The organism is Vibrio sp. vnigr-6D03 (genome assembly GCF_002835515.1).
Lineage (GTDB): Bacteria > Pseudomonadota > Gammaproteobacteria > Enterobacterales > Vibrionaceae > Vibrio > Vibrio penaeicida.
This window is the reverse complement of record NZ_PIZL01000020.1, coordinates 132,003-158,672: the sequence shown is the minus strand read 5'-3', so window position 1 is coordinate 158,672 and position 26,670 is coordinate 132,003. Positions and strand designations below refer to the sequence as shown.

The window sequence follows — 26,670 nt, the reverse complement described above, 5'->3', positions numbered from 1 at the left end:
AATGTAAGGGAAATGGGCATGACAGAAATTGTCATGCCTAGGGGCTATTCTTATTATTTATTTGAAGCTAAAGCGGCTTCGATCAAATCTGCACCGATGTCTTTTTCGAACTTCTTCCATACAGGTTGAAGAGCTGTCACCCACTCTTGGCGCTGCTCTGGAGTCAACGTTCTTACCACTCCACCTGCAGCAATGATGTTTTGCTTGTTGATTTCATTTACTTCGCTAGAAGCAGAATTACGTGCAGCGGTAACATCAACAAGAATCGCGTTAAACTCTTCACGAACATCCTTCGGCAATTCCTTCCACCATGTATTCGACGTCACTACTAGGTAGTCCAAAATGCCATGATTGGTTTCAGTGATGCCATCTTGTACCTCGAAAAATTTCTTGCCGTAAATGTTCGACCACGTGTTTTCCTGCCCATCGATAACTTTCGTTTGAAGGCCACCGTACACTTCTTTGAACGACATTTTTTGTGGGTTTGCACCTAACTGTTCAAATTGCGCGACCAATACGTCCGACGCTTGAACACGGAATTTCAGCCCCTCTGCATCGCTAGGAGACATCAGCGGCTTGCTCGCAGACATTTGCTTCATTCCGTTGTGCCAGAACGACAACCCTTTCAATCCACGACGTTTCATCGCATTTTTTAGCTTGTCACCCGCTTCTGAGTTTTGGAAACGGTCGACAGCGTCCACGTCTTCAAACAGAAACGGCAAATCGAAAATACGGTACTTCTTAGTGAATTTTTCAAACTTCGATAGCGATGGTGCCGCTAATTGCACATCACCATTGAGTAGCGCTTCCAGAACTTTGTTGTCATCGTAAAGCGTTGAGTTAGGGAAAACCTGCATACAGGCTTTGCCGTTCATCTCTTCGTTCACACGCTTCTCAAGTAGAGAGGCAGCGATGCCTTTGGGGTGTTTATCTGTATTGGTCACGTGGCTGAATTTAATAACAATCTCGCCAGGGTCACAGTTAGCAGCCGCTTGGAAACTGGTAAGCACCAAGATAGAAGCAGAAAGTAGGGTAAGAGGCTTTAACATTTTTATTCTCCTTGTTTAACACTTAGTCGTCATCACTGAAGACCATGTACTCGACTAAGAGCAAAACCCAGACCAACTTGATACATTTTATTAACAACCCTTTAACCATAAAGGTTGTGAGTGAACTGCCCCCAAGAGCGCCCGAAAAATCGAAATCTATTTGGGCGGAAATCCACCCATTGAAAAGAAGCAGATGGGTGGAAAGTGAAACATTGGTGCACTCCTTAACGTTTTGTTCCATAACTCTCATTTTGATGCGGAACCGGATTCATATAATTATGCAACCGTTGTTGTTTTTATAAATTATGAATACCTAAATGATCATTTAGAAAATAACAACAGGAGAAACGTCATGAGTGTTTTAAGTAAGCCTTCCGTCTATTTCCCCGAGTACGTGGTGACTCAAGACGAAATTATTGAATGCCTTCGCACGCTGCACAGCGACCAACCTCACGCAGAAAAAGCGTTTGATATGGTCAGAAATTCAAGTATTGATAAACGCCACCTTATTGTCCCACTCGAGAAAGTCGTCTCGCTGGAAGATTTTGATGAACGAAGCGCAATTTACGATGAACAGGCTCGATTCATGTCTGAACAAGCCGCCCTTCAAGCAATTAAGAATGCGGATCTTCGGATCAAAGATATCACCATGGTCATTGTGACCTCATGCACTGGTTTTATGATGCCTTCGCTCACAGCTCATTTAATCAATGCACTTAACCTCAACAATTCAACCATTCAGTTGCCAATGGCTCAAATGGGATGCGTAGCAGGTGCTGCCGCAGTGAATCGAGCATTTGACCACTGCCAGCAGTCACCGAACAACAACGCCCTGATTGTGACGCTGGAAACCTCATCGCTGTGCTTTGATAAATACGCAAACCGTATTCAAGACTTTGTGACCAACTCACTGTTTGGCGATGCATGTGCAGCGGTAGCTATGCGTGGAGACGATCAAACCAGCGGAATGAAACTCACACACTCTGCCAGCCACTTCCTACAACAAAGTGAAGCGTTTATTCGCTACGACATGACGCCGAGGGGTTTTAAATTCTCATTAGATAAGGAAGTGATGTACTCGATTGAACGCGTTGCTCCCGTCATTGATGAATTTGTTCAGTCTCGTCAGGATAAGCGATCTAAAGATCTGGACTTCTACCTCTTCCATACCGGAGGCCGGAGAATTCAAGATGAAGTAGAGCGCACGTTAGGTCTAACACCGGACGCACTCGACCATTCTAGAGCATGCTTGCGTGAAACCGGCAATACCTCAAGCGCTGCCGTTATCGATGTACTCAGAAGAAGTTTTGAACATCGAAAAGCAGGGGAACAAGGTGTCATGGCAGCATTTGGACCCGGTTTTACCACTGAGATGGCATTGGGTACTTGGCAGTAAAAAAAAGCGCCTTAACTAGAGTTAAGGCGCAAAAACAACAAAAGGTCCCTCGGCCTTTTGGTTGTCACAGATAAAATGAAGCCTAAACGCTAAGGCTTCAAACCCTTGTAAGGTAAGACTTAAACCTATTGTTCGATACGAATCTCCGTTTTCGCATCAAAGAACACAGCTTTAGAAAGGTCAAAGTACAAATTCGTTACTTCTCCCACTTTTACATCAAACTCGGGAGATAATCGGCAAGCCACTTCTTGATTATTCACTTTCACCATGGCTATTGTGTCTGGACCTGTTGGTTCAAGTACTTCTATCTTCAGAGGCAGTTCGCTAGCCACACTTCCTAGCTCAACCTGTTCAGTGATGTTTTCTGGTCGCAAGCCAATCACGACTTCTTGCCCATCACGAGGTCGCAGTGATTCCGGTAAGCGAATACCATGAATTTTGCCTTCACCATCGGTGACCTTAAGTACAGGATGCTCGACTTCATTCAAGTCCACTTTACCTCGGATAAAGTTCATCGAAGGCGACCCCATGAAACCCGCAACAAACATGTTGTTGGGTTTGTTGTAGATCTCTTTGGGTGTGCCTAGCTGCTGGAGCTCTCCATCCTTCATGACGGCGATTCTATCCGCCAATGTCATGGCTTCAATCTGATCGTGGGTCACATACACAATGGTGGTGTTTAGTTGCTGATGTAGGCGCTTAATTTGAGTACGCATTTCGACGCGCAACTTCGCATCTAGGTTCGACAATGGTTCATCAAACAAATACAGCTTAGGCTTGCGAGCCAAGGCGCGTCCCATGGCTACACGCTGGCGCTGACCACCGGACAACTGCGAAGGTTTGCGATCAAGCAGGTGATCAATTTGCAGCATTTCGGCCACTCGATTTACCTCAGCTTCGATTTCGTCCGTTGGCATTTTGCGGATTTTTAGTCCAAAAGCGATATTCCCTCTCACGGTCATGTTTGGGTATAACGCATAGGATTGAAACACCATCGCAATATCACGATCTTTCGGTTCCACTTGCGCCACATCCGTACCATCGATAACAATTTCACCGGAGGTAATGTCTTCCAGCCCAGCGATGGTATTCATAAGAGTGGATTTACCACAGCCAGAGGGACCAACCAAAATCAGAAACTCGCCTGAGTCGATACTGATGTTTATGCCTTTTAGTGTTTCTTGCTCCGCATTGCGATAGGTCTTGCGGATCTTGTTTAGTTGTAGTGTTGCCATGAGTTTATCCTTTTACTGATCCGGCGGTGAGACCACGTACGAAGTATTTACCTGCCAATACATACACAATCAGTGTCGGCAGTGCGGCGATAATGGCAGCTGCCATATCTACGTTGTATTCTTTCACCCCTGTACTGGTATTCACCAAGTTGTTAAGGGCAACGGTAATGGGCTGAGTATCCGAACCGGAATAAACAACGCCAAATAAGAAATCATTCCAAATTGCAGTGAACTGCCAGATCACGGTCACCATGATGATGGGGAGCGATAAAGGCAGCAGAATTTTGAAGAAGATGGTGAAGAAACCTGCGCCATCCAGCTTTGCTGCTTTGACCAATTCATCCGGCACACCGATATAAAAGTTTCGGAAGAATAGAGTGGTGAACGCTAAACCATAGATAACGTGAACGATCACGAGACCCGTCGTTGTATTGGCGAGGCCAAGCTTGCCTAATGTTGCTGCCATCGGAAGTAAGATGACCTGAAATGGAATAAAACACCCAAATAGCATCAGGCTGAAAAACAGGTTTGAGCCTCTGAATTTCCATTTGCTCACTACATACCCATTAAAGGCACCGAGTAATGTAGAAATCGCAACCGCTGGAATCACCATTTGGAACGAGTTCCAGAAATACCCTCTTACCCCTTCACATGCCACGCCGGTACACGCTGAGGACCAAGCTTTACCCCAGGCATCAAACACCCACTCTTGTGGCAAAGACATCAGGTTACCTGCTTTGATGTCTGGCAGGGTTTTGAACGAGGTGATCACCATGACAAACAGTGGCATGAGGTACACCAAGCAGAAAAACAGCAAAGCAGCGTATAAGAATGCTCGGCTTAAGTTGAATGGCTTACTCATGACTTTTTCTCCCTTAACTCAGAGTAAAGATAAGGCACTAGAATGGCCAAAATACCCGCTAGCATCATCATTGCACTGGCAGCACCCAAGCCAATTTGACCACGGGTAAATGAATGCGCGTACATAAACAGTGCTGGTAAATCAGACGAGTAACCCGGTCCGCCCGCAGTTAATGCCGTGACCAAATCGAAGCTCTTTATCGCAATGTGGGATGTAATGATTACGGCGCTGAAAAACACAGGTCTCAAGCATGGCAAAATGATCTTTAAATAAATGCTTGGTAAGCTCGCGCCATCGATTTGCGCGGCTTTGATGATAGACGAATCGATACCACGAAGACCGGCTAAGAACATCGCCATAACAAAACCAGACGATTGCCATACGGCTGCAATCACCAAGGTATAAATCGACATTTCAGAGTTTACTAACCAATTGAATTCAAAGTCGGTGAAGCCCCAGTCTCGCACCATCTTTTCGATGCCTAATCCTGGGTTTAAAATCCATTTCCATGCGGTACCCGTAACAATGAACGACAACGCCATCGGGTAAAGATAAATAGTACGTATCGCACCTTCTTGACGGATGTTTTGGTCAAGCAAAATAGCCAGCCCTACACCCAAGACAATAGCGATAAACATAAAGAGCAAACCAAAGATACCTAGATTAGTGATCGAGGTAACCCAACGGTCGTTCTCCATTAATTTTTCATATTGAGCAAAACCAGCAAAATTGAAACTAGGCAAAAAGCGGGAATTGGTTAGAGATAAGGCTGCAGTCCAAAAAATGTAGCCGTATATGCACACCACAGTGACGAGCATAGTCGGAGCCAGAACAATTTTTGGCAGCCAGTTTTGTAATTTATCGGCAAAGCTGCGCTTCGGCGCCGATTTAGTTTTAGGCACTGTCAAAACATGCTCCATAACTTATCCTTGTTAGAGGGCCCCTCAGAACCGCCGCAAGCGGCGGTACATGAGGAAAGTGCGGACTCATCTTGAGCACGACTCTCAGGGGGTGTTCTTTTCGGGGTGAACCCGATGTCAAAACCAGTAGATATCTCGAAGCTGTGGGTCGAAAAACTACCGGTTTTGAACCGTTCTTAGATGGCTGCTTTTACGGCTTTTGCCAACTTCTTAACTGCTTCATCCGCTTTTGCTGATGGGTCGTTAAAGAAATTAGTGACTACGTCGTAGATGGCACCTTGAACGTAACTGGTTGTAGACAAGCCGTGCGCCATACTTGGCACTAAATCGCCACTGTCTGCACTGGTCTTAAATGTTGCCATTGAATCCAGAGCACAGGAGTCGAATTTGGTCATGTCCATATCCAAACGAACAGGGATGGAGCCTTTATTGAGGTTAAATACTTCTTGGAAGTCTTTAGTAAGAATGGTTTTCGCCAGTGCTTTTTGCGCTTTTTCATTGTCTGCATTTTTCAGCTTAAAGAAGGCAAAACTGTCGATATTGAACGTAAACTGACCATCTGTACCCGGTGCTGGCGCACAAATGTAATCTTTACCTGGCATTTTACCTGCCGCAGCAAATTCACCTTTTGCCCAGTCACCCATGATTTGCATAGCTGCGTCACCATTAATGACCATTGATGTCGCTACATTCCAATCTCGACCTGGGGAGTTGCTGTCGATGTAATCGCGAATCTTGTGGAATTTCTCGAATACCTCAACCATTTTTGAGCTTTGCAGCACGTCCATGTCTAGATCAACAAACGCTTTGTTGTAGTCAGCGCTGCCAAGCACATCAAGGGCTACGGCTTCAAATACTGTCGCGTCTTGCCAAGGTTGACCACCGTGAGCAAGTGGAATGTAGCCCGCAGCTTTGATTTTTTCTGCGGAAGCAAAAAACTCATCCAAGGTTTTAGGAACAGAAACACCTGCCGCTTTTAATACTTCTGGGTTTGCCCACAACCAGTTTACTCGGTGAACGTTAACAGGGACGGCAACAAAGCGACCTTCATGCTTCATGACTTTTGTTACAACTTCTGGAAGATTACTTTCCCATTTTTCCGCTTTTGCCACGTCATCTAAGCTGGTTAGAAACCCAAGGTCACCCCACTCTTGAATGTCGTGTCCTTTGATTTGAGCGGCTGAAGGAGGATTACCTGATACCGCACGAGTCTTTAAGACTGTCATGGCACTTTCACCGCCGCCACCAGCAACAGCAAAGTCTTTCCAAGAGTGACCTTGCTCCTCGACCTTACTTTTCAGTACAGCAGCGGATTTTGCTTCACCACCAGAGGTCCACCAATGAAGCACTTCTACTTCGCCAGCTTGTGCGTAAGATGTCGCAGCTAGCAATGATAGGGTAATCAGAGTTTTATTCATTTTCATTGTTATCGTCCATGTTATTTTGGCTTTGCAGCCTTGGATTAAGCAAAAACGGGGAAAAGGATACTACCGAGCATTTCCTCATTTGCCCTAAGTCTAAACATGGAAAAAACAGAAGATTGAAACAAAGGGTAAGCCCAATGTAACGAAGATGTTACATTAGAGCTCAGGGTCATGTGGGATAAGGACTTTTGCCTCCAGACCGCCTTTGAGAGAATTGTAAATAATGAGATCTCCACCATGTGCATGGAGGATATTTCGGCTAATCCCTAGCCCTAGACCGTGTCCATCTTTGTCATTAGCAAGGCGATAATATGGCTCAAATACCATATCCAGCTTGCTTTCAGGAATGCCCTGCCCTTCATCTAGAATGATGAGTTCTAATCGATCCTCGTGGTCATAGACATAGACATGTACGCGATGCCCATATTTGACCCCATTATCGATGAGATTGGTGAGTACCCGTTTCATGGCAAGTGGTTTGCCCCAAATGGGCAGAATAGGCGTGTCTGGTAAGAAAACTTTGGTGCTTTCCTGATTATGACTTTCCGCAATCGATGCCAACATATCCGCTAGGTCCACTTGAGCGTTATTCTCATGTAGATCGGTCTCTCGTACACACTGGAGCGCTCCCTTCACCATCATCTCCAGTTCATCAAGATCGCGGTTAAACTTAAACCGCTTTTGATCGTTTTCCAGTAGTTCGGCACGGATTCTTAGGCGTGTGATGGGGGTTTTTAAATCATGTGAAATGGCAGAAAACAGGTGCTCTCTGTCGGTGATATAGCGGTTTATCCTAGATTGCATGCGATTGAATGCTCGGGTTGCCGTTACCAATTCACTCGCCCCCTCTTCCACCAGCGGAGACTGCTCCACGTCGATACTCATGTCGTTCGCTGCTTTTGCCAGTCTTTTCAACGGGCGAACCTGACGACGAACCAATAAATAGGTTAGCAACAGCAGCAATGTGGTTGAAAAAACCAGAAAAAGCACCTGATCGCTACCTATGATCGTGTCATCCAAACTGATGTATGGTGCGGGAAGCAGTGCGGCGATATAAAGCCACTGATTGGTGTCCAGCTCTATTTGCACCACCAGAATAGGTGGGTTGAGCGGCTCCAGCGTTAAGGTGTGGTGTGCCCAAGAGCGAGGCAAATCGCTAAGGCGAATGTCATTTTTTAAGATTCGCAACGTATCTGGGCGTGAAAACTCTACGTCTATTTGATGCACTTTCCGAAGCTTGTTATCGAGCACTTGTTCTACGGCATCAACAGAAATGCGCTTTAAACGAGATTCCGCCACCGGATCGATAGACAACAGTTCTTCATTAAACGAAACGAAAAATCGAGTCCCTCCCATATTCCGAATCTGATCTAAAACGATATGGCGGTACTCTCTGGGAAGGGATTGAAAAAACGTGACTGTTGAAGCAAACATGTTCGCCATGCTTTCCGATGCTGAACGTATACCTTCATATTCACGTTGCTTGGATTGCGAATACCAAATAGAAGTTGCAATCCCTTGTGCAACCACAACCGCCAACAGCGTTAACAGTAAAGTTCGAGCAACTAGGGAATTCGGCCATTTTAGCTTCATAAAACGTGATTCCTGTTATCGATCGCCGTCATCGCTCATACGTAACTGTTGCCGTAAACATATAGCCATTGCCACGCATGGTTTTGATGTATTTATTCCCTTTGTCACCAAGGCGTTGACGCAATCGACTTAGCTGTACGTCAATACCCCGCTCCATTGGGAGGGCCTCTCTTCCGCGTGTCGCAATAGAAATGGTGTCGCGATCCAAAATTTCATTGGGGTGAGACAAAAACAGCATCAACAAAGCAAAATCACTGCCCGAGAATTCGATTGTCTCATGGGTATCCGAATGAATTGCACGGTGAGAGAGCGTGTCTAACCGCCAATCACCAAACACGATATTTCGAGATAATGAAGGTAATGCGCTGGCCTCACCTTCTTGAACATGCATTCGTCTTAACAACGCTTTAATTCTCGCCATTAATTGACGAGGGCTGAACGGCTTCGCAATATAGTCATCCGCGCCAATTTCCAAACCAATGATTTGATCCGTTTCGTCAGACACCGCGGTCAACATGATAATAGGCACATTGGATTGCTTTCGAACCTTCTGACACAGAGTAAATCCATCGTCACCAGGGAGCATTACGTCCAACAAGATTAAATCCGGATACCCTTGCTGCTGTAAAAATTCAGCCATGGCTTCTCCGTCTTCCACACTGGATACCTGAAAGCCAGCTTTAGACAAATACTCTTCCAGCAACTCCCGGATTTCACTGTCGTCATCCACAACCAGAATATGAGTTTTTGCCTGCATATATTTTGCCTTTTACACGTTAGTGCCTTACTAAGAGAGAAAGTAATGTATACCCAAGTAAACTCAAGATGCTGGTTCAGCGAGAGTTAACTTAGGCTCATTGGATATAATCCAACACTTTCAAAGATAAAATGATTTTAGCTTGGATAAATTAGGCTTTGGTATTTTTATCAACAAAGTTTGAAGTTGTTATCAGCCTATATAAATATAATATGAACTTATACACTCAAAAATTTGTAATTGGGAATGACATTAAGTGAATAAAATTCAAGCATCTAGCTTTGATTTCTTATTTACTAGCAACAAAAAGCATTTAACTAATTCATTCGAAATACTCAAACCAACCATTTATTCTAGGGCTCAGAATACAACCGCGTTGAATGAATTATCGCTTTTATTTAATCACATTCCTCTGTTGATTAGATTTTAATCATGTTATATAGGCAGTTAAAATTACAAATATTTCAAGCAAATGTAGAAATTTATAATTCAAAATTATGATGGGATATTTGTATGACACAGATCTCATTTATATGGCGAAGGTTTAATAGATTATGCGATAAAGTGCTCAATATATTGAGGTCTTTATAAATTATTTGTTAGAATCTGAGCACATTCTCGTTTCGATGTGTCACCGCCCGCAGGCTAAGTTCACCCACTGCGTTGAAGTAGGTATTACACGAATTGGTTAATTTCAGGAAAGTCAATCTGTTGAATAATATGCTGAAAAAATTAAACCAAGTAACACGTTGGATATCTGGCGAAAGTGAAGACGTATTCAAACGAGTTCACCACGTATTTCTTTTACTCACCTCGGTCTTTTTAGTCATCGTAGGTGTATTTAATACCGTCGCTAACATCACACCCATTCATTTTTCGATCATCCTTTACTTTGCTGCCTGTTTAATGGGAATCATGTGGTATTACTCTCGGTTCAAAGATCATTATCGAGTCGTTGCAATTTTATTTGCTACTTGCTTAATGGTTTTTATCATACCAATAACTTGGTTTTCTAACTCAGGTTCATATGGTCCTACCGCGTTATATTGTTTAGTCACAGCCTTGTATACCCAAAGTGTATTGCGCGAGATGTCTTTATTGCGGTGGCCATTCATTATGTTTGCAGTGTGTCTCCCTTCAATACTGTTCAGTATCGAAACGTATTTTCCTGATTGGGTTATCCACTATACCTCTGATCATGCACGTTTTCTTGACCAGCAATTCTCCTACTTTGCGGTTATGATTCTGCTGATGGTAATGATGTCGGGTCATGTATACCGTTACCGTATGGAAGCAATGCGTGCCCATAGCTATGCAGAAAAATTGAGACACTTAGCAGAGCGTGACAGCCTAACAAACCTCTTTAACCATCGCGTGATTTTAGAAAAATCGAGGCAAGTGAATGAGGTCTCCGAACACGCGAGCTTGGTCTTATGTGATGTCGACCATTTCAAAAAACTGAATGACTCCTACGGACACCTTATGGGTGATGCCGTCCTTTCCGAATTAGCGAGAACCCTTGAAGCCGATTTTTTACCCGAAGGCTCATGTGTTGGACGCTATGGTGGAGAAGAGTTTTTGATTGTTCTTCCCGTTGCATTGGATGATGCCAAAGTTATTGCAGAAAAAATCCGTATGGCAGTGCTATACAGCAGTAGCCAATCATTAGAAATAACAATCAGCCTTGGTGTGTCACAATTTCAGCCAGAAGACTCGGTAGCAGACACATTGAAACGGGCAGATGAAGCCTTATATCGAGCAAAACTGTTGGGTCGAAACCAAGTGGTTATCGCACCTATAGCTAACGATAAAAACGCCACCACTTCATCGTCAGAAATCGCCAAATAGTACCAATATTCTCGTAAGTTCATACTTACTCACTTTCTTACTGCATCTCGTTTCGAGCTTAAAAACAAATTCCCCTAGATATTTCTAGTAATCAACATTCTTGAACTACACTTATTTCAATTGTGTTGGGTAGAGGGAAATTATATGAAAACCAGAGCAATTATGGCTTACGTTTTCGGCGCCATATCGGTCATATCTGTCGTCACTTTTTTGTTAGGGTTTAATATTCTAAGCTCTGCGGGAAAGCTAAAACAGACTTCCGAGACGAGGTATGCTTCTTATCAAGTGGCTGACGAGCTCAGACAAAGTTCGGATGATCTAACAAGACTTGCTCGAACCTATGCACTAACGGCTAACGCCGACTATGAAAGTATGTACATGGACATACTCGCTATTCGTAATGGCGAAAAGCCTCTTCCTGAAAAATACCACCAGATATATTGGGATTTGGTCATCAATTATGGTGAAAAGCCCAAGCCTGATGGTATTACCGTATCTATACAACAGCGGATGAGAGATCTTGGGTTCTCCGATAAAGAATTTTCGCTGCTAAAAGAAGCACAAAACAACTCTGATGCCTTAGTGAATCTGGAAGTAAAAGCAATGAACGCGGTTAAGGGTATCTTCCTTGATCCAAATTCAGGTCAGTACACCGTCAAAGGTGACCCCGACACATCCATGGCGGCAGAGTTGCTTCACAGTAAGACATACCATGTAGAAAAAGCGAAAATCATGAAGCCCATCGATGGTTTCTTCTCTGAATTAGAAGCTCGTACATTGGGATATCTACAAAACGACTTTGGTGCGCTCCAAGGCGCTGTGACCATTACACTTGCGTTGATGGCAGCGATGCTCGTGGTATCCGTCATAGGCTTTATTATGGTGAATCGTGTTGTCACTAAACCGGTCACAGCGTTGAGTGAACAACTCAGTGCCATTGAGTCTAGTGGTAACTTAAGCCATAGAATTGAAAATGTGGGTTCGGGTGAAATCGGTGAAATTGCGAAGCAGATTAACAGCATGCTGGAGTCTTTGCATAAAACAAAAGAAACCTCTTCGCGTATTTCTTTGCATGTGCAAGATCTTGCATCGGAAACGCATGGAGTGGTATCTGAAAGCCGAACGAACTCCGATACTTTAACGCAAGAAACGAACTCAGTACTTGTTGCGGTAGAGGAAATGGCGACCGCTTTGACTCGAGTAACGGAAGTGACGGTGACAGCAGAAAATGAAGCTTCTCAAAACGACAAGAACGTAAGCGAAGGTCAGTCGTCGATGCAGCTCGCCGTGGACTCAATGACCACATTGCAAAGTGAATTTGGTCATACTCAGCAAGCAATGGAAGGCTTGATTTCAGAAAGTGCTCAAGTATCTGGTGTGCTAGACGTTATCAAATCCATCGCGGAACAAACCAACTTGTTGGCGCTCAATGCCGCAATTGAAGCTGCACGTGCGGGTGAACAAGGTCGAGGGTTTGCAGTAGTAGCAGACGAAGTTCGCTCGTTAGCGCAAAGAACACAAGACTCGACCAATGAAATTGAAGAGATCATTGCGAGCCTACAAGAGAAAACGAACTCGATGGGTGGCACCATTAACCAAGCGGCAACCTTAATGAGTACTGCTCACGAAAGCATTGATAAAATTGGTGAAGTCTTCGTTAAAATTAAAGACACGACAGGTACCATATTCAGTTTGAACTCAGAGATTGCACAATCAACAGACGAGCAATCAAAAGTGTCGAACATGATAAATGAAAGCCTGACGCAAATTAGCGACCTCACTAATAAGGTGGCTAACTCTATTGAGCAAGTTGAACATTCAGCTTCTAACCTCGATCAGCGAGCAAAAGAGTTGGCAAATATGTAAACACGACACTTCCAATGTTTGTATCAAAAGGGTGCCTTTTTTGAAGGCATCTTTTTATTGTCACGTAAAGGTCACACTTCAATCAATTACTTCCTTGTTTTCCTTTAAAAAAGGCTCAACTCTTTCTACGTTAAGTAGATAATTTCACTTCTGTTGCATACTCATGATCATAAAAGTGCTCTCGAATTCAATTAAAGGTCAAATCGCATTTTCAATTGTGACGATTTTTGCCTTGTTTCTAGTGTGGGTGTTTGCCAATGGATACTTCAATACACAGCAAGACATTTTGAGCACAATCCGCCACGACATCACCAAGGCACATACTTCATTGCTTCAACTGCGCCGCCATGAAAAAGATTTTCTCGCAAGGAAATCTGAACAATACACCGAGCAGTTTGAATCCGAGATCGCAGAATTATCTCAAGCGCTCAATGAAATTTATCTCCTAAGCGCCGAAGTCGATATTAATGTTCGAGATGATCTTAAAAGAACGCTCACTTCCGTAGGGCAATATAAAGACGGGTTCAACTCGCTTTCTGTTACTTATATGCATATCTACAAACCAACCTCTGGGTTGGTCGATAGATTACTGCTCAATCTTGCTCAACTCAGATTAGAGCTGGGCAAATCACCTCAAAACGTAAAACAACTTATTGCAGAAACGGAACACCTTGTACTTGAAATGGGCGCAAACCAAACCTTCCTACTGCAAGTCGAAAACAAACTCCTGAAAGGTCTTTATAAAAAGGACGTTTCCGAAAAGAAAGCGATTATCAATAGCTTAATGGCGCTAAAGAATGACTTATCACCCGACGAGGAAAATATCTATTCAATCAATTTGCTTGAACAGATATCCGAGCAAATTCATGACTTACTCTTTAGTCTTCGTGTGTTAGGTCTAGATGAAACACTTGGCCAACATGGTGAGCTTCGTAAAAATGCTCATTCCATCGAAGCCAACTTTTTCGAGTTAAGTGAACGTATTGACACAGCCATCAACACTTCAGAGGCAAGCATCGCAACCTATCGTTTCTTCTTGTTCATCGCCATGCTAGTTGTCAGCGTCATTTCGCTACTGATACTGATATTTAACGCTTCAAAGATAGAGGATATGCTCAAATACTCTGTAAAAGAGGCAAAAAAAGCCAACCGAGCCAAGAGTTCGTTTTTAGCGAATATGTCTCACGAAATTCGAACCCCATTGAATGGCATTATCGGTATGGCAGAAATCCTAAAAGGTACGCGCCTTTCCGCCATTCAAAAAGATTACCTCAAAACTATCGACTCTTCATCGCAGACTTTATTAATGCTCATCAACGACGTTTTGGATTTATCTAAAATTGAATCTGGAAAGCTTCAAATTTCGCCGCACACGTCGAATGTAAGAGAAGTCATTTACGATACCGCAGCTCTCATTGCCCCTAAATCGTATCAGTCGGGTATTCAATTAAACGTCGATGTTTCAACATCCATTCCTGAGCACGTTAGATTAGACGAACACAAACTCCGTCAGGTAATGATGAATCTCGCTTCAAACGCGATAAAATTCACCAAACAAGGCTCTGTTTCTCTCATCTTGTCCAGTCGCACAATGGATTCTGGAAGCATCACTTTACTGTTCCAAGTGATCGATACTGGTATAGGAATTGATGTTTCCCAGCAGAAAAAAATCTTTCAGGCTTTTGAACAAGAAAACTCAGATACCACTAAAGAGTTTGGGGGAACAGGTCTTGGCTTAGCCATCAGTGACAAGATTGTCGAACTGATGGGCGGTAAACTTACGCTCGTTTCCGAAAAAGGAAAAGGCAGTGAGTTTAAGTTTGAAATCACCTGCCCTATCGAGTCGGGGCATCAAGTGCCAATTAGTAACCTACCTGCTGTCTATCTCGTTAATATCGAAGAAGACACGGCTATTTGCGACGAGCTGAAACATTTTGGTATTTCATATTCAACGTACGATATGGACAATAGCGAACCAGATATACCCGAAAATAGTGTTGTACTCTGTAATCAGGCAGAAGAAGAACCAACCCATACTTTACTGTCGCAAATTCGCTTAACGCATCCAGAATTACCCGTTGTATTAGTCCGAAGTAACCATCAAAAACATTATAATTTTGAGCATTTAGTTGACGGCTATTTAACAGATCCATTGTTCGGATTGCGCCTTCTTACCGTGTTGAAAGAGAGTGTGAGCCAGCATGCTCCCGATGCGGCTTCTGCCTATGATTTTTCAATGGAAACCAATACCAATGTTTCGCCTGAAATCCTATTGGTTGAAGATAATGCAGTAAACCAAAAAGTTGCTCAGATCAATTTGGAGAGAATGGGATTAAGAGTTTTTATAGCAAACAACGGGCAAGAAGCTGTCGACGCCTACCAAGCAAACCCAAACCAATTTGCAACGGTTTTGATGGACTGCATGATGCCAGTAAAAGATGGCTTTGATGCAACAAAAGAAATTCGAATTCACGAAAGCCAAAATAGTTTAAACCCGATCCCCATCATTGCGTTAACAGCGAGCGTGTTAGAAGACGACATTCAAAAATGCTTTGATGTTGGTATGGATGATTACTTACCCAAGCCATTCACCAAAGCTGTCTTCGTCGCTAAAATGGAAAAATACGTCGAAGGCGTGAAAGAGAACGTTAGTGACTAGGCGGTTTCGCCTTCACTGTGATTCAATCGCAGGAGTTTGTGCAAAATTCAAACGACCATTATGAAGTAAGCGTTTTCAGTGATGACGGCACTATGATCTTATGCGCTGGCGTAACAAACAGCATGTACACACGACCAAGACTGTTATGAACGTGGACAACCGTTGTCGCGTGGACTTGGATTTTATCCCCCAGCTCTTCCAGATAGAAAGAGACTTTTACGTTAAGGTGTTTGTCGTTGTCTTCTAGAATCACTTCTTGTTGATTCACAGAGTGCAATGTGAAGATACCCACTCGATCACCCACACGATAGTCAGCCGCCTTTTTATCACTTTGGAGATCTCGCATCTTTCCCAAGTTTTTCAACCCGAAGACACCCACGATTCGATTTCGCAGATCCATAAGCGCGTTCACCCATTGAGGAGATTTACTCATCAACTCGATGTACACATCCATCGCGGATTGGTTGTGATTTTGAATGTAAGTTGTAAACGTATCGTGGAAATAAGCGCCAGATATAAACTGGTGGATTTGAGCATTTGATTGAAATGTCATGAACTCTTCCCTAATTCAACAAAATTAAGCAAAGAGTAACATCTGGGGTATTAACGGAGCGTAGCTAAAGGTACCTATCTCGTGCTGACGGTTTTCATAAGCAACATATAAAACGAGAAAACCCCTGACAACTTTCGTTATCAAGGGTTTTGAATAATGGCACGCCCTGAAGGATTCGAACCTTCGACCACATCCTTAGAAGGGACGTGCTCTATCCAGCTGAGCTAAGGGCGCGCTACAGGAAAAGGATTATACGAGATGATTGAACAAGGTCAACGAATTTATCTAACATTCTGATTCGAATGACCAAAAAAAAGCCGGAATGGAGAAAAACACACCGAAAGCCCCATTAGCAATCGTTTGCGCAATAGATATTGTCATCTTTTTTTGCGACAATACGCAAAAAATTAAGCCCCATAACCTCAAGGAATACCATGTCTGCTCAAAATATTGATGGCAAACTCATTTCTCAAACTGTTCGTTCAGAAGTTGCAGCACGTGTAAAAGCACGTACTGATGCAGGGCTACGCGCACCAGGCCTTGCCGTGGTTTTAGTTGGCGAAGATCCAGCATCTCAAGTTTACGTAGGCAGCAAGCGTAAGGCATGTGAAGAAGTCGGCTTTGTTTCTAAGTCTTTTGACCTTCCTGCCACAACTTCAGAAGAAGAACTATTGGCTTTGGTCGATGAATTAAACCAAGACGGTGAAATCGACGGTATTCTTGTACAGCTCCCTCTTCCAGCAGGCATCGATAGCACCAAGGTTTTAGAGCACATCACCCCCAATAAAGACGTAGATGGCTTCCACCCATATAACGTGGGTCGTTTGTCTCAGCGTATCCCTAAACTTCGCTCATGCACGCCGAAAGGCATCATTACTTTACTGGATCGCTACAATATCGAGTTACGTGGAAAGCACGCCGTTGTTGTGGGTGCATCGAACATTGTTGGTCGCCCTATGACGCTTGAGTTGTTGCTTGCAGGTTGCACCACAACGACATGTCACCGCTTCACGAAAGATTTAGAAAGTCACGTCCGCCAAGCCGACGTTGTCGTAGTGGCCGTGGGCAAGCCAAACTTTGTTCCTGGCGCTTGGATTAAGAAAGGGGCAATTGTTGTTGATGTCGGTATCAACCGCTTAGATTCAGGTAAATTGGTTGGCGATGTTGAATACGATGTGGCTAAGGAAAACGCGAGCTTTATTACACCGGTACCTGGTGGTGTTGGTCCAATGACCGTTGCAAGCCTTATCGAAAACACAATGCTGGCCTGCGAACAATACAACAGCTAACATTCAGTTTTCAGCTTTCAGCAAAGAGTTGAATCTGTAATCCATTATTCCTACTAAAAAGCGAAGCAATAATGCTTCGCTTTTTCTTAGCGGTTCAATAACTATTACTGCACAATTTTATCGGCTAGATGACTTACCGCGATACCGAAATAGTATGAGCGATTCCACTTCATCAACACCTGATAATTATTGTAAATCAGATAAGCGCGGCCATTTTCGTCATCGGGCATGATTAACCAGGCATCGATATCTTCTTTAGGCTGAGGAAGCGCTTTACCGTTAATTCGAGTCACACCCAACTTGCTCCACTCTGCCAATGTTTTTGCTTTGGCTTTCTGACGCCCCTCAAGGTTCATATCAAAACCTGCTGGTACCGAGACCTGACGTCCCCAAGTGTACTTGTCGTCCCATCCAGATTGGCTTAAATAGTTGGCTGTAGAAGCGAACACATCTGACTTAGTATTCCAGATATCTTTCTTCCCATCATTGTTGCCGTCGGCGGCATACGCAAGGAAGGAGCTAGGCATAAATTGACACTGCCCCATTGCCCCAGCCCAAGAGCCTTTCATTTTATGAGGAAGAATGTGCCCTTGATCGAGAATAGTGAGCGCTGCCATGGTTTCTTTTCGGAAAAAAGCTTCACGGCGACCATCAAAAGACAGAGTAGTGAGCGCATCAATCACGCTATAACCACCCGTGAGCTTACCGAAATTACTTTCCACACCCCAGAGTGCAACAATAAATCTAGGTTGAACTCCGTACTCATCACCTATTCGTTTCAGTTCGGTATAGTGCTTATTGTAAAGGGCTTTAGCCTGCTTTACCTTCCAGTCCGGTACTGCTCTGGGTATGTATTCATCCAAAGTCAGCCTTTTTTCCGGTTGGTTTCGGTCTGCCTTTACCGCTCTTGGTTTATAAGTGACGTTTTCAAATGCCTTATCAATAATTGACTGAGAAATCCCTTTCTCTAAGGCTTCTGCTTTCAGCCCTGTGACATATTCATCAAAGTCAGGCTGGGCAAATGCCGCATGGCTCAAGCCCAAACCTAACAAAGCAACGAGTAGTTTTTTCAAGCCTTTCTCCCTGAGCGGCTAGCGTTATTATTTTTGCTTCGCCTTCTGCTCTTTATATTTTTCTAGTAAGTTTTCTGGTGGTGGTGGAAGCTGAAGGAAGTAACCTTCTCTTTCCATTGATTCTTTTACTTTTTCTACGTCTACTTGAGCCAATTTACGACCATCCATTTTGATGACCATAACAAAGACAGGTTTACCAAACATGTCTTTTAAAGGCTGCGGAACCTCAGAAAAATCATCTTTCTTAGGAATGTACAGGTATGCCCCTTCTTTTTTAGGGCTTTTGTAGATAGAACACAACATATGAGACCTATTCTTGCGTATTTTTCTTCGCTAAAAAGTGAAGTTTTCGTAAAGTTTAAGAGATTTTGAACGTAAAGCGTCTATTTGACAATAAGTTGCTTGATGAGGATTGTGTAGAAATATAACATGCTACCATTTTAGGGTTTGAGCCCAAGCCAAATTGTTTGAAATTTAATCATGACAACATCCACGGATTTAAAAGGTAGCAGTTTTACGTTATCTGTCCTTCACCTGTCAGGCACTGACGTGAGCGAGAGTGTACGTTTTCTACACGACAAAGTCGAACAAGCCCCTGCATTTTTCCAATATGCGCCAGTAGTGCTTAACATCGAACAAATGTCCGGTGATGTCGATTTTCAGCAGTTAAAAGCGGGGGTACTTTCAACAGGAATGATCCCTGTTGGCGTGACTGGTTGCAAAGACAAACGTGCACAATCTTCAGCAAAAGAAGCAGGGTTCGCCGTTATGTCTTCAAGTAAGACCACCTCCGCCCCTGCCCAAATGGCACCAACTAAAATCGTGCGTACTCCTATTCGCTCTGGTCAGCAAATCTATGCGAAAGATGGTGACTTGGTCATATTGAACCATGTTAGTGCCGGTGCCGAAGTAATTGCCGATGGCAGTATTCATATACATGGCACTTTGCGAGGCAGAGCCATCGCTGGAGCCAGCGGGCAAAAAGAAGCAAAGATCATTTGCCACGATTTACAGGCTGAGCTGATTTCCATTGCAGGGAATTATTGGCTCAGTGACCAAATTGACAGTACGTATTGGCAGAAAAAAATCATGCTCAGCATGCATGAAGACCAACTGACAATCGACACCCTCACGATTTAAAAAGGAAAATTTGATGGCACGCATCATTGTTGTTACATCAGGTAAAGGTGGCGTTGGTAAAACCACCTCTAGCGCAGCGATCGCCTCTGGGCTCGCTCTCAAAGGTAAAAAAACGGCCGTCATCGACTTTGATATTGGCTTACGTAACCTCGACCTGATTATGGGTTGTGAACGCCGAGTAGTTTACGATTTCGTTAATGTTATCAACGGTGAAGCCACACTTAATCAAGCTATGATTAAGGACAAGCGCACTGAAAATTTGTTCATTCTTCCTGCTTCACAAACTCGTGATAAAGACGCGCTAACAAAAGAAGGCGTACAGCGAATTTTGACTGAGTTGGATGAAATGGGCTTTGATTTCATCATTTGCGATTCACCTGCGGGCATCGAGCAAGGTGCGCTCATGGCACTATACTTTGCAGATGAAGCCATTGTTACGACGAACCCTGAAGTTTCGTCAGTGCGTGATTCTGACCGAATTCTAGGAATACTTGACTCAAAGAGCCGACGCGCAGAAGAAGGGTTAGAGCCAGTAAAACAGCACTTGCTGTTAACTCGCTACAACCCAGAACGCGTAACACTAGGCGAAATGTTGAGTGTCGAAGACGTGGAAGAAATTCTGCACATTTCTCTATTGGGTGTGATTCCAGAAAGCCAAGCGGTTCTGAATGCATCGAATAAAGGTGTGCCAGTGATTTTTGATGACGAGTCTGATGCTGGTCTCGCCTACGATGATGCAGTTGAGCGCTTACTGGGTAATGAAAGAGCGTTCCGCTTCTTAACGGAGCAAAAGAAAGGCATCTTTAAACGACTATTTGGAGGCTAATTATGTCTTTATTGGAGTTTTTCCGACCACAAAAGAAAACATCCGCCAATGTTGCTAAAGAGCGCCTGCAGATAATTGTTGCAGAGCGTCGTAAGGAAGGGTCCGATGCCCCAACCTACTTACCGCAACTGAAAGAAGATATTCTAAAAGTCATCAGTAAATATGTCGACATCGACCCTGAAATGGTCAATGTAACGCTTGAACAAAATGATGATGATTTGTCAGTGCTAGAACTCAATGTGAAGCTGCCCGACGAAGATAAGTAATAAAAAACAGCGGCTAACTCAGCCGCTGTTTTTTTACTAAAAATTCTTAGGGTCTGTTGCTAGCAATCAGCTAATCCGAAACAGGTGGTTTGAACAAGTGATCAAAGCTTTGGTTATCACTCAACCATTGCTCAAAATCTTCCACTTTCATCGGTGGGGATACATAGTACCCTTGCACCAAATCACAACCATTGTTCATGACAAACTCCAGCTCTCGGAATGTCTCAACACCTTCTGCCACTGTCGATATTTCCAATTTTTTTGCTAACGATAAGCTGGTTTCAATAATGGCTTTGCTTACTTTGCTATTTTCAGCTTCATGAACGAAAGAGCGATCCAATTTAAGTTCAGTAAACGGAACTCGCTGTAATTGCTCCATCGTGGAAAACCCAGTACCAAAATCATCAATAGACAAACCAAAGCCCTTTAATCGGAAGCGAGTCAGAATATCCAAGCTGGTTGTTGCATCTTTACTGAGTAATGATTCTGTAATTTCGATAACGATATGGTGCGCAGGAATGTCGTGCTCCATCACCAATTCTTTCACTTGTCTAGGAATCTCCAAATTCGATAGACAGTAATGAGAGAAATTTACAGACAACATCAAGTCCCAGCCATTCGCTTTCCAACGAGCTAAATCGGCGATGCCCTGTTTGAAAATCATCTCAGTTAAGTGATTTATTAAACCTAATTTCTCGGCAATTGGGATAAATACGTTTGGTGGGATGGTGCCTCTTTCAGGATGATTCCAACGAGCAAGCGCTTCCACCCCGACAACTTTTCTACTTTGAATACAAAGCTGAGGCTGATAGTGAGGAACAATATCGCCTTTCACTATGGCTTGCCTTAGCTCAGCGCCAATCGCCGTCAGATTCACTCGATATCCTTGATTGCCCCCCATCAAGCCGGAAGAACTGAACATGCGTTTCAACTCTTCAGTATTGATAGGTTTAGACAATGCCCCGAGTACAGGGATTCCTCTTTCCTGAGCGATTTTAACGGCGGTTTGCAAAATTCGGTCGTCTTCACCACTGATCAAAATCAGCGAAGCACTGTGGTGTAGTGCTTCCATATGACGGATTAACTCGACACCATCTAAAGACGGCATGTTCAAATCAGAAATAACTACATTGACTGGATTGAGCTGGCAGGCGATAGCCTCTGCTCCTTCGACAGAATTAGTGGTTAAGGTAATTTGAACAATCCCCATAGAGCTCAGTGCTCTCTCAAGCATATTCAATATAAAGGGATCATCATCAATTACCAGAACATGCAGTTGCTCAAACGATTGCTCTGTCATTTTCGGGTTACGGCCTCCGGCAAATTCCAATGATTTTGTATTGATATTTGACTTACTTTAGCATACAAAATATGTTACAAAAAGTTACATTTTATAATTGTGGTGAACGATTATGGGCTATTTCATTACCAAATGGCAGATGATCTCCGGCAAGATAACGATTGCTATGGTGGCAATTGCGGCGATAGTTGTCACTAAGGCGATCCTTAGTTTTCAGCTTTATTCTCAAGTTCAGGAAAATAATGCAACGATTAGCAGGCAGAACATTCCAGGAGAGCTCGCTTCAATTAATTTGCTAGATGTGATTGGAGATATGAATGCCGATATGCTGCACTACATTCTTGGTGATGCCGCACGTTCTGAATCGTTTGATCAAAACCGAGAACAGTTCTTTCATTATCTAGATGTGATTGAAAAGTCCGAGTCCGTCGATATTAATACAGTGCAAGAACTGAGTAGCTTATTTTTCCAATTCGAGAATCGCGTTAAGCTCGATATTTTTTCTTTTTACGACCCTAATGACGAAATTTGGGCAAGAGCTCAAGTAACATCCATGGTTGATTCAACAGGGCAATCATTACTCAACCTTTCAGAAAAAGTTCAAGTACTGGAATCGAATGCTCATGCATCTAAGCTGTCTCTTCAAAGCGATGAACTGTTTGAGCTAATTAACGATCTCAATATGCAAATGAAGGTTTATGTTTTAGGTGCTCAAGGTGTAAAAGAAGAGTTTTCATCTTCTATTCAAAGGGCTGAATTCTTACTTACTTGGCTCAAGTATATACTGAACGAACCTTCTTCTCATGAGCTCATTGAAACACTACGTGCAGAGCTACGAGTTATGCGCAATGGCGGTTTTGAAGTATTTGAACGCTACAATAATAATGATAAGCAAGGTGTCCTCAAAATTGCAGAAGAAGTAACGGGGCAAGAATACAAGCAGCTCTCCGATACTATTGGTCTATTAAGTGCTCGACTAGATAGCCAAATGACAGAAAGACTCACTGTTCTCGATGACCTAACCAACAATTACAACTATTTCTTATTTGGCTCTATCTTTGCTGTTCTAGTGTTTTGTGCCGTGGTGATCATCTACATTTATCGCTCTATTAGTGCACCGCTTCTCACCATCAACCAGCAGATGAAAAGCCTTATAAAAGGCGATACCAGTATCAAAGTGCCCTATCGCTATCGCAGTGATGAAGTTGGGGAAATGGCGCGAATGCTAGAAGCGTTCCGTCAAAACCAGATAGAAAGAAATCAATATCAGCAGGAAGTGATCATCGCGCGCGACAACGCCGAATCTGCAACGAAGGCAAAAGCCAACTTCTTGGCCACGATGAGCCACGAAATTCGTACCCCAATGAATGGCATTATAGGGATGATTGACTTGCTCAATACCACCAGAGTCAACCGCGAACAACAAAGGATGCTTAAAACCGTTCGTGAATCCTCATTTTCACTGCTGAATATCATCAACGATATTCTCGATTTTTCTAAGATCGAGGCAGGTAAACTCGATGTAGAGCAAACAACACTTCCTCTTCGAGAAACATTGGAAAACGTGGTTTCGACTCTATCTCCAAGCGCAGAAAATGCGGGTATTATTTTCCAACTTTACATTGACCCTGAGCTGCCAGAAGAGGTACTGGGTGATCCGGTTCGATTGCGTCAGATATTGTTTAACATTATTGGCAACGCTATTAAGTTCTCGTCAAAGCTTTCAAGGCGTGGAGAGGTATCGCTCGAAGTTCATGCCTACTTTATTGACGTAAACCAAATCACCATTCAATTCGATATTAAAGATAATGGAATCGGAATCCATCAAGACCAAATAAGCACACTTTTCACTCCGTTTACACAAGCTGAATCAGATACAACACGTCGCTTTGGCGGCACAGGATTGGGCTTATCGATATCGAAACATTTAACAGAGCTCATGGGGGGAGAAATCTCTGTAAACAGTACCGTTGGTATTGGGACGACGTTCAGTATTCACCTAACTTTCCCATTCTCTCAAGATCCAAGTAATCGCGTAAACCCAGTACATATCGCTGAAACTCAGGTGTACGTCGACTTATCGACTGACTGGCTAAACAGCCATCTTCCAAGCTACTTGAAAACGCTTTGTGTCCCATGGAAAAAACTGGATCGTCAGCTGTTCCCAAATCTCAAGCTCACTGATCCTCATTGCATCATCATTACGGACAGCCTTGCAGATCTCGTGGCGATGGAACCAGAAGCATTACACGATTCCATTAAGTATTTGGAATTATTGCCTCAGGCTAATATTTCTTCACAAATTAGCGAGCGAACTTTCTCTATCTCTGCACAGCCTCTCAAGCTTTCAAACCTAAGATACGGATTGCGCGTTGTGACAGGTATGGAAAGCCCATTCGATATAGCGCCGCATACCGAAGAACAATTGGAGATCAAGGAACTCAGCAGTGGGGAATCAAAAGGGCTCATTTTGGTAGCAGAAGATAACCCGGTAAACCAAGAAGTCATAAAAAAACAGCTCAAAGCATTGGGCTACGAATGCAAACTTGCAGACGAAGGCTTACAGGCACAAGCCATTTATGAACAATATGACTTTGATTTGGTGCTAACCGATTGCCACATGCCAGAATGTGACGGGTACGAGCTCACTTCTGCTATTCGCCAAAAACAAATCGAAAAAGGGCGAAGAATTCCCATCATCGCTGTAACTGCTAATGCAATGATTGGTGAAGCTAAGAAATGCTTAACCGCCGGAATGGATGATTACCTTCCAAAGCCTATTGAATTGGAAAAACTCAAACGGATGCTTCACGACTGGATGCCAAGCTCAGACACTGCCACCAGATCTGGAGTGGCGATGAACCTAGAAGTTGTTGATACCGTCTTTGGCGGTGATATGAATGCCTACAAGCAGAGCGTTAATGATTTTATGCAATTGAGCTTCCCCCAATACCAAGCTTTAGCAGACGTCGAAAGCGAAGAGTTTGAAATGAGTGTTGTAGCGAACATTGCCCACAAATTGAAATCTTCTGCATCTACAATAGGGCTAGACGAGCTGTACAAACTGACTCAAGAAATTGAAAACCATTCCAAGCTGGGTGCGAAACCTCCGTTACTCAATACGTTGGCTCAACTCAAATCATTGCTACCCAAAATTGAATCCTTGCTAAACAGCCAAAACAACGAAACGTAAAAATAGAATGGAAGACCACAGGCAAGAGAAGACAAAAGAAAAAGGCTCAGTGAATACTGAGCCTCAGTGCTTTACACCCAAGTAACCTCAAGGCGCTTAGGTATTAAAAATAGAATACTTCTAGAGCAATTTATCCAGCTGTTCACCAAATAACTCTTTGCGCCAACTTGTCATAACATCTGGCATATTGGAAGGATTACGATCCTTTTTCCATACCCAAGTGATCAGTTGATTAAGCTGTTTTTTGGAAGCAAGGAATTCCGTCGCCAATCCACTCTTCTGAGACGCTTTCTTTACTTCATCTTTAAGCTGTTTGAACAGTTGTTTGTATTCTGGTTTGTCCATCAGCCTTTCAACGACATCAGGGTACTCATCTTCAGGTACCTGCTCGCCTTTTTTTACCATCGCTATAACTGTGTTGCCATGACGTCGAATTTCGCGGTGATCAAACCCCTCTTGCTCCATACGCTTCAAGCTCTTGATGCCAAATCGCGCTGCTGCCCACAAGTTCTGCTCTCGGAAAACAAAATTTAACGCAATGTCACGCTTAAGTGCTTCCTCTAAGCGCCACTGGGCAAGGATTTTAAGAATAGCCAGTTGATTAGGACGAAGCTGCCAAGCGCCTTTGATGTCTTGATAAGCCTTTTCTGGAACGTGTGTAACCACACGCTTAGAAGCAATGAGGTCCGATTCCTGTTGAGCGGCTTCCCACCAGCCAGCCTCCCGAACTGCTGCTTCCAGTTTTTCAAACATAGGAAGAAGGTAGTGTACATCTGCTGCTGCGTATTCCAACTGCTTGCTAGTAAGCGGTCTTGCTAGCCAGTCTGTACGCGCTTCGCTCTTGTCTAGCTCCACGCCCAAGTATTCGTTTACTAACGCTGCAAAGCCAGTGGATAAGCCATGTCCAAGAAACGCAGCCATAATCTGAGTGTCCATCATTGGGACTGGTATTGCTCCAAAAACATGAGCAAATACTTCTAAATCTTCTCCACACGCATGCAGGACTTTTAATACCGAAGTGTCTTTTAAAAGCGCTTCGAATGCATCCATTTCGTCAATAACAGTAGGATCAATCAAAGACAGTGTCGTACCATCGAAGAGTTGAATTAGACCTAACTGAGGGTAGAAGGTGCGAGTTCTAACAAATTCCGTATCCAGCATAACGGTGTCAACTTCGCGGGCGGACAGGCAAACCGCTTCCAGTGCTTCTTTTGTATCTACTATCTGATAGTTCACGTAAATCTCTTAATTGTTATTCGTTTTATATTCAGGATGACACCCAAATTACCTTGTAAGCCTAGCGTCATTGCTCACGCTAACTTCAGTAAGGATGTTAAAAATTAATAAGCATAAAAAATGCCGGCAGTTGCCGACACTTTAACATTCCGAGATAAGTTATGCTGGTCTTTCAACCAGTTTTA

The 26,670-nt window shown here is 43.5% G+C and carries 21 protein-coding genes and 1 tRNA gene; 9 read left to right on the top strand and 13 right to left on the bottom strand.

Going from position 1 to position 26,670, the window contains the following annotated elements; genetic code table 11:
- Positions 1–53 precede the first annotated feature (53 nt).
- Positions 54–1,049, bottom strand: coding sequence for a TRAP transporter substrate-binding protein (locus CW749_RS17560; RefSeq protein ID WP_101113572.1), 996 nt, complete (start codon positions 1,047–1,049; stop codon positions 54–56).
- 352 nt (positions 1,050–1,401) lie between these two features.
- On the opposite strand from CW749_RS17560, the gene CW749_RS17550 reads away from it, so the two are divergent.
- Positions 1,402–2,445 (top strand): type III polyketide synthase, encoded by a 1,044-nt coding sequence (locus CW749_RS17550; protein WP_101113570.1) that lies wholly within the window; start codon positions 1,402–1,404, stop codon positions 2,443–2,445.
- A gap of 125 nt (positions 2,446–2,570) precedes the next feature.
- Here the strand turns inward: CW749_RS17550 and ugpC are convergent, their stop codons facing one another.
- The 6 genes from ugpC to CW749_RS17520 form a co-directional block, all read right to left on the bottom strand.
- Positions 2,571–3,680 carry a sn-glycerol-3-phosphate ABC transporter ATP-binding protein UgpC gene (ugpC, locus tag CW749_RS17545; protein WP_101113569.1) on the bottom strand — a complete coding sequence of 370 codons (1,110 nt, stop codon included), beginning with the start codon at positions 3,678–3,680 and terminating at the stop codon, positions 2,571–2,573.
- A gap of 4 nt (positions 3,681–3,684) precedes the next feature.
- Entirely contained in the window at positions 3,685–4,542 is an 858-nt protein-coding gene (locus CW749_RS17540) for a carbohydrate ABC transporter permease (RefSeq protein ID WP_101113568.1), read from the bottom strand.
- On the bottom strand, positions 4,539–5,462 hold the full coding sequence (locus tag CW749_RS17535) for a sugar ABC transporter permease (RefSeq protein WP_101113567.1): 924 nt from the start codon (positions 5,460–5,462) through the stop codon (positions 4,539–4,541). Before CW749_RS17535 ends, CW749_RS17540 begins: the two co-directional genes overlap by 4 nt.
- A gap of 176 nt (positions 5,463–5,638) precedes the next feature.
- Positions 5,639–6,886, bottom strand: a complete 1,248-nt coding sequence (locus CW749_RS17530; protein ID WP_101113566.1) for an ABC transporter substrate-binding protein — start codon at positions 6,884–6,886, stop codon at positions 5,639–5,641.
- A 156-nt stretch (positions 6,887–7,042) separates the two neighbouring features.
- Positions 7,043–8,479, bottom strand: coding sequence for an ATP-binding protein (locus tag CW749_RS17525; RefSeq protein ID WP_101113565.1), 1,437 nt, complete (start codon positions 8,477–8,479; stop codon positions 7,043–7,045).
- Between the two features lie 28 nt (positions 8,480–8,507).
- Complete coding sequence (locus CW749_RS17520) at positions 8,508–9,236, bottom strand: response regulator (RefSeq protein WP_101113564.1); 729 nt, start codon at positions 9,234–9,236, stop codon at positions 8,508–8,510.
- Between the two features lie 720 nt (positions 9,237–9,956).
- On the opposite strand from CW749_RS17520, the gene CW749_RS17515 reads away from it, so the two are divergent.
- The 3 genes from CW749_RS17515 to CW749_RS17505 all read left to right on the top strand — a co-directional run bounded on the left by CW749_RS17515 (position 9,957) and on the right by CW749_RS17505 (position 15,609).
- Positions 9,957–11,084: a GGDEF domain-containing protein gene (locus tag CW749_RS17515; protein ID WP_101113563.1), complete on the top strand. Its 1,128-nt coding sequence runs from the start codon at positions 9,957–9,959 to the stop codon at positions 11,082–11,084.
- A gap of 144 nt (positions 11,085–11,228) precedes the next feature.
- A complete protein-coding gene (locus CW749_RS17510) occupies positions 11,229–12,950 on the top strand; it encodes a methyl-accepting chemotaxis protein (protein ID WP_101113562.1) in 1,722 nt (573 codons plus the stop codon).
- Positions 12,951–13,113: 163 nt separating this feature from the next.
- A complete protein-coding gene (locus tag CW749_RS17505) occupies positions 13,114–15,609 on the top strand; it encodes an ATP-binding protein (RefSeq protein ID WP_101113561.1) in 2,496 nt (831 codons plus the stop codon).
- A 58-nt stretch (positions 15,610–15,667) separates the two neighbouring features.
- Here the strand turns inward: CW749_RS17505 and CW749_RS17500 are convergent, their stop codons facing one another.
- Positions 15,668–16,162 (bottom strand): DUF2867 domain-containing protein, encoded by a 495-nt coding sequence (locus tag CW749_RS17500; protein ID WP_101113560.1) that lies wholly within the window; start codon positions 16,160–16,162, stop codon positions 15,668–15,670.
- Between the two features lie 157 nt (positions 16,163–16,319).
- Positions 16,320–16,396, bottom strand: a tRNA-Arg gene (locus CW749_RS17495).
- A 200-nt stretch (positions 16,397–16,596) separates the two neighbouring features.
- On the opposite strand from CW749_RS17495, the gene folD reads away from it, so the two are divergent.
- Positions 16,597–17,451, top strand: a complete 855-nt coding sequence (gene folD, locus CW749_RS17490) for a bifunctional methylenetetrahydrofolate dehydrogenase/methenyltetrahydrofolate cyclohydrolase FolD (RefSeq protein ID WP_101113559.1) — start codon at positions 16,597–16,599, stop codon at positions 17,449–17,451.
- Between the two features lie 104 nt (positions 17,452–17,555).
- Here folD and CW749_RS17485 read toward each other — a convergent pair whose 3' ends face one another.
- The gene (locus CW749_RS17485; RefSeq protein WP_101113558.1) at positions 17,556–18,524 is read right to left on the bottom strand and encodes a lytic murein transglycosylase; all 969 of its coding nucleotides are present in this window, start codon (positions 18,522–18,524) and stop codon (positions 17,556–17,558) included.
- 27 nt (positions 18,525–18,551) lie between these two features.
- The gene (locus CW749_RS17480; RefSeq protein ID WP_101113557.1) at positions 18,552–18,827 is read right to left on the bottom strand and encodes a YcgL domain-containing protein; all 276 of its coding nucleotides are present in this window, start codon (positions 18,825–18,827) and stop codon (positions 18,552–18,554) included.
- A 177-nt stretch (positions 18,828–19,004) separates the two neighbouring features.
- Between CW749_RS17480 and minC the strand changes: the two genes are divergently transcribed.
- From minC to minE, 3 genes are read left to right on the top strand one after another with little or no spacing between them, the layout of a single operon-like run.
- Positions 19,005–19,664: a septum site-determining protein MinC gene (gene minC / locus CW749_RS17475; RefSeq protein ID WP_101113556.1), complete on the top strand. Its 660-nt coding sequence runs from the start codon at positions 19,005–19,007 to the stop codon at positions 19,662–19,664.
- A gap of 13 nt (positions 19,665–19,677) precedes the next feature.
- Positions 19,678–20,490, top strand: a complete 813-nt coding sequence (minD, locus tag CW749_RS17470; RefSeq protein WP_101113555.1) for a septum site-determining protein MinD — start codon at positions 19,678–19,680, stop codon at positions 20,488–20,490.
- Positions 20,491–20,492: 2 nt separating this feature from the next.
- Positions 20,493–20,756: a cell division topological specificity factor MinE gene (gene minE / locus CW749_RS17465; RefSeq protein WP_101113554.1), complete on the top strand. Its 264-nt coding sequence runs from the start codon at positions 20,493–20,495 to the stop codon at positions 20,754–20,756.
- A 70-nt stretch (positions 20,757–20,826) separates the two neighbouring features.
- On the opposite strand, the gene CW749_RS17460 is transcribed toward minE, so the two are convergent.
- Positions 20,827–22,056 (bottom strand): EAL domain-containing response regulator, encoded by a 1,230-nt coding sequence (locus tag CW749_RS17460; protein WP_101113553.1) that lies wholly within the window; start codon positions 22,054–22,056, stop codon positions 20,827–20,829.
- 112 nt (positions 22,057–22,168) lie between these two features.
- Between CW749_RS17460 and CW749_RS17455 the strand changes: the two genes are divergently transcribed.
- A complete protein-coding gene (locus tag CW749_RS17455) occupies positions 22,169–25,249 on the top strand; it encodes an ATP-binding protein (protein WP_101113552.1) in 3,081 nt (1,026 codons plus the stop codon).
- Positions 25,250–25,369: 120 nt separating this feature from the next.
- Here CW749_RS17455 and rnd read toward each other — a convergent pair whose 3' ends face one another.
- Positions 25,370–26,485 carry a ribonuclease D gene (gene rnd / locus CW749_RS17450; RefSeq protein WP_101113551.1) on the bottom strand — a complete coding sequence of 372 codons (1,116 nt, stop codon included), beginning with the start codon at positions 26,483–26,485 and terminating at the stop codon, positions 25,370–25,372.
- Positions 26,486–26,670: the final 185 nt, after the last annotated feature.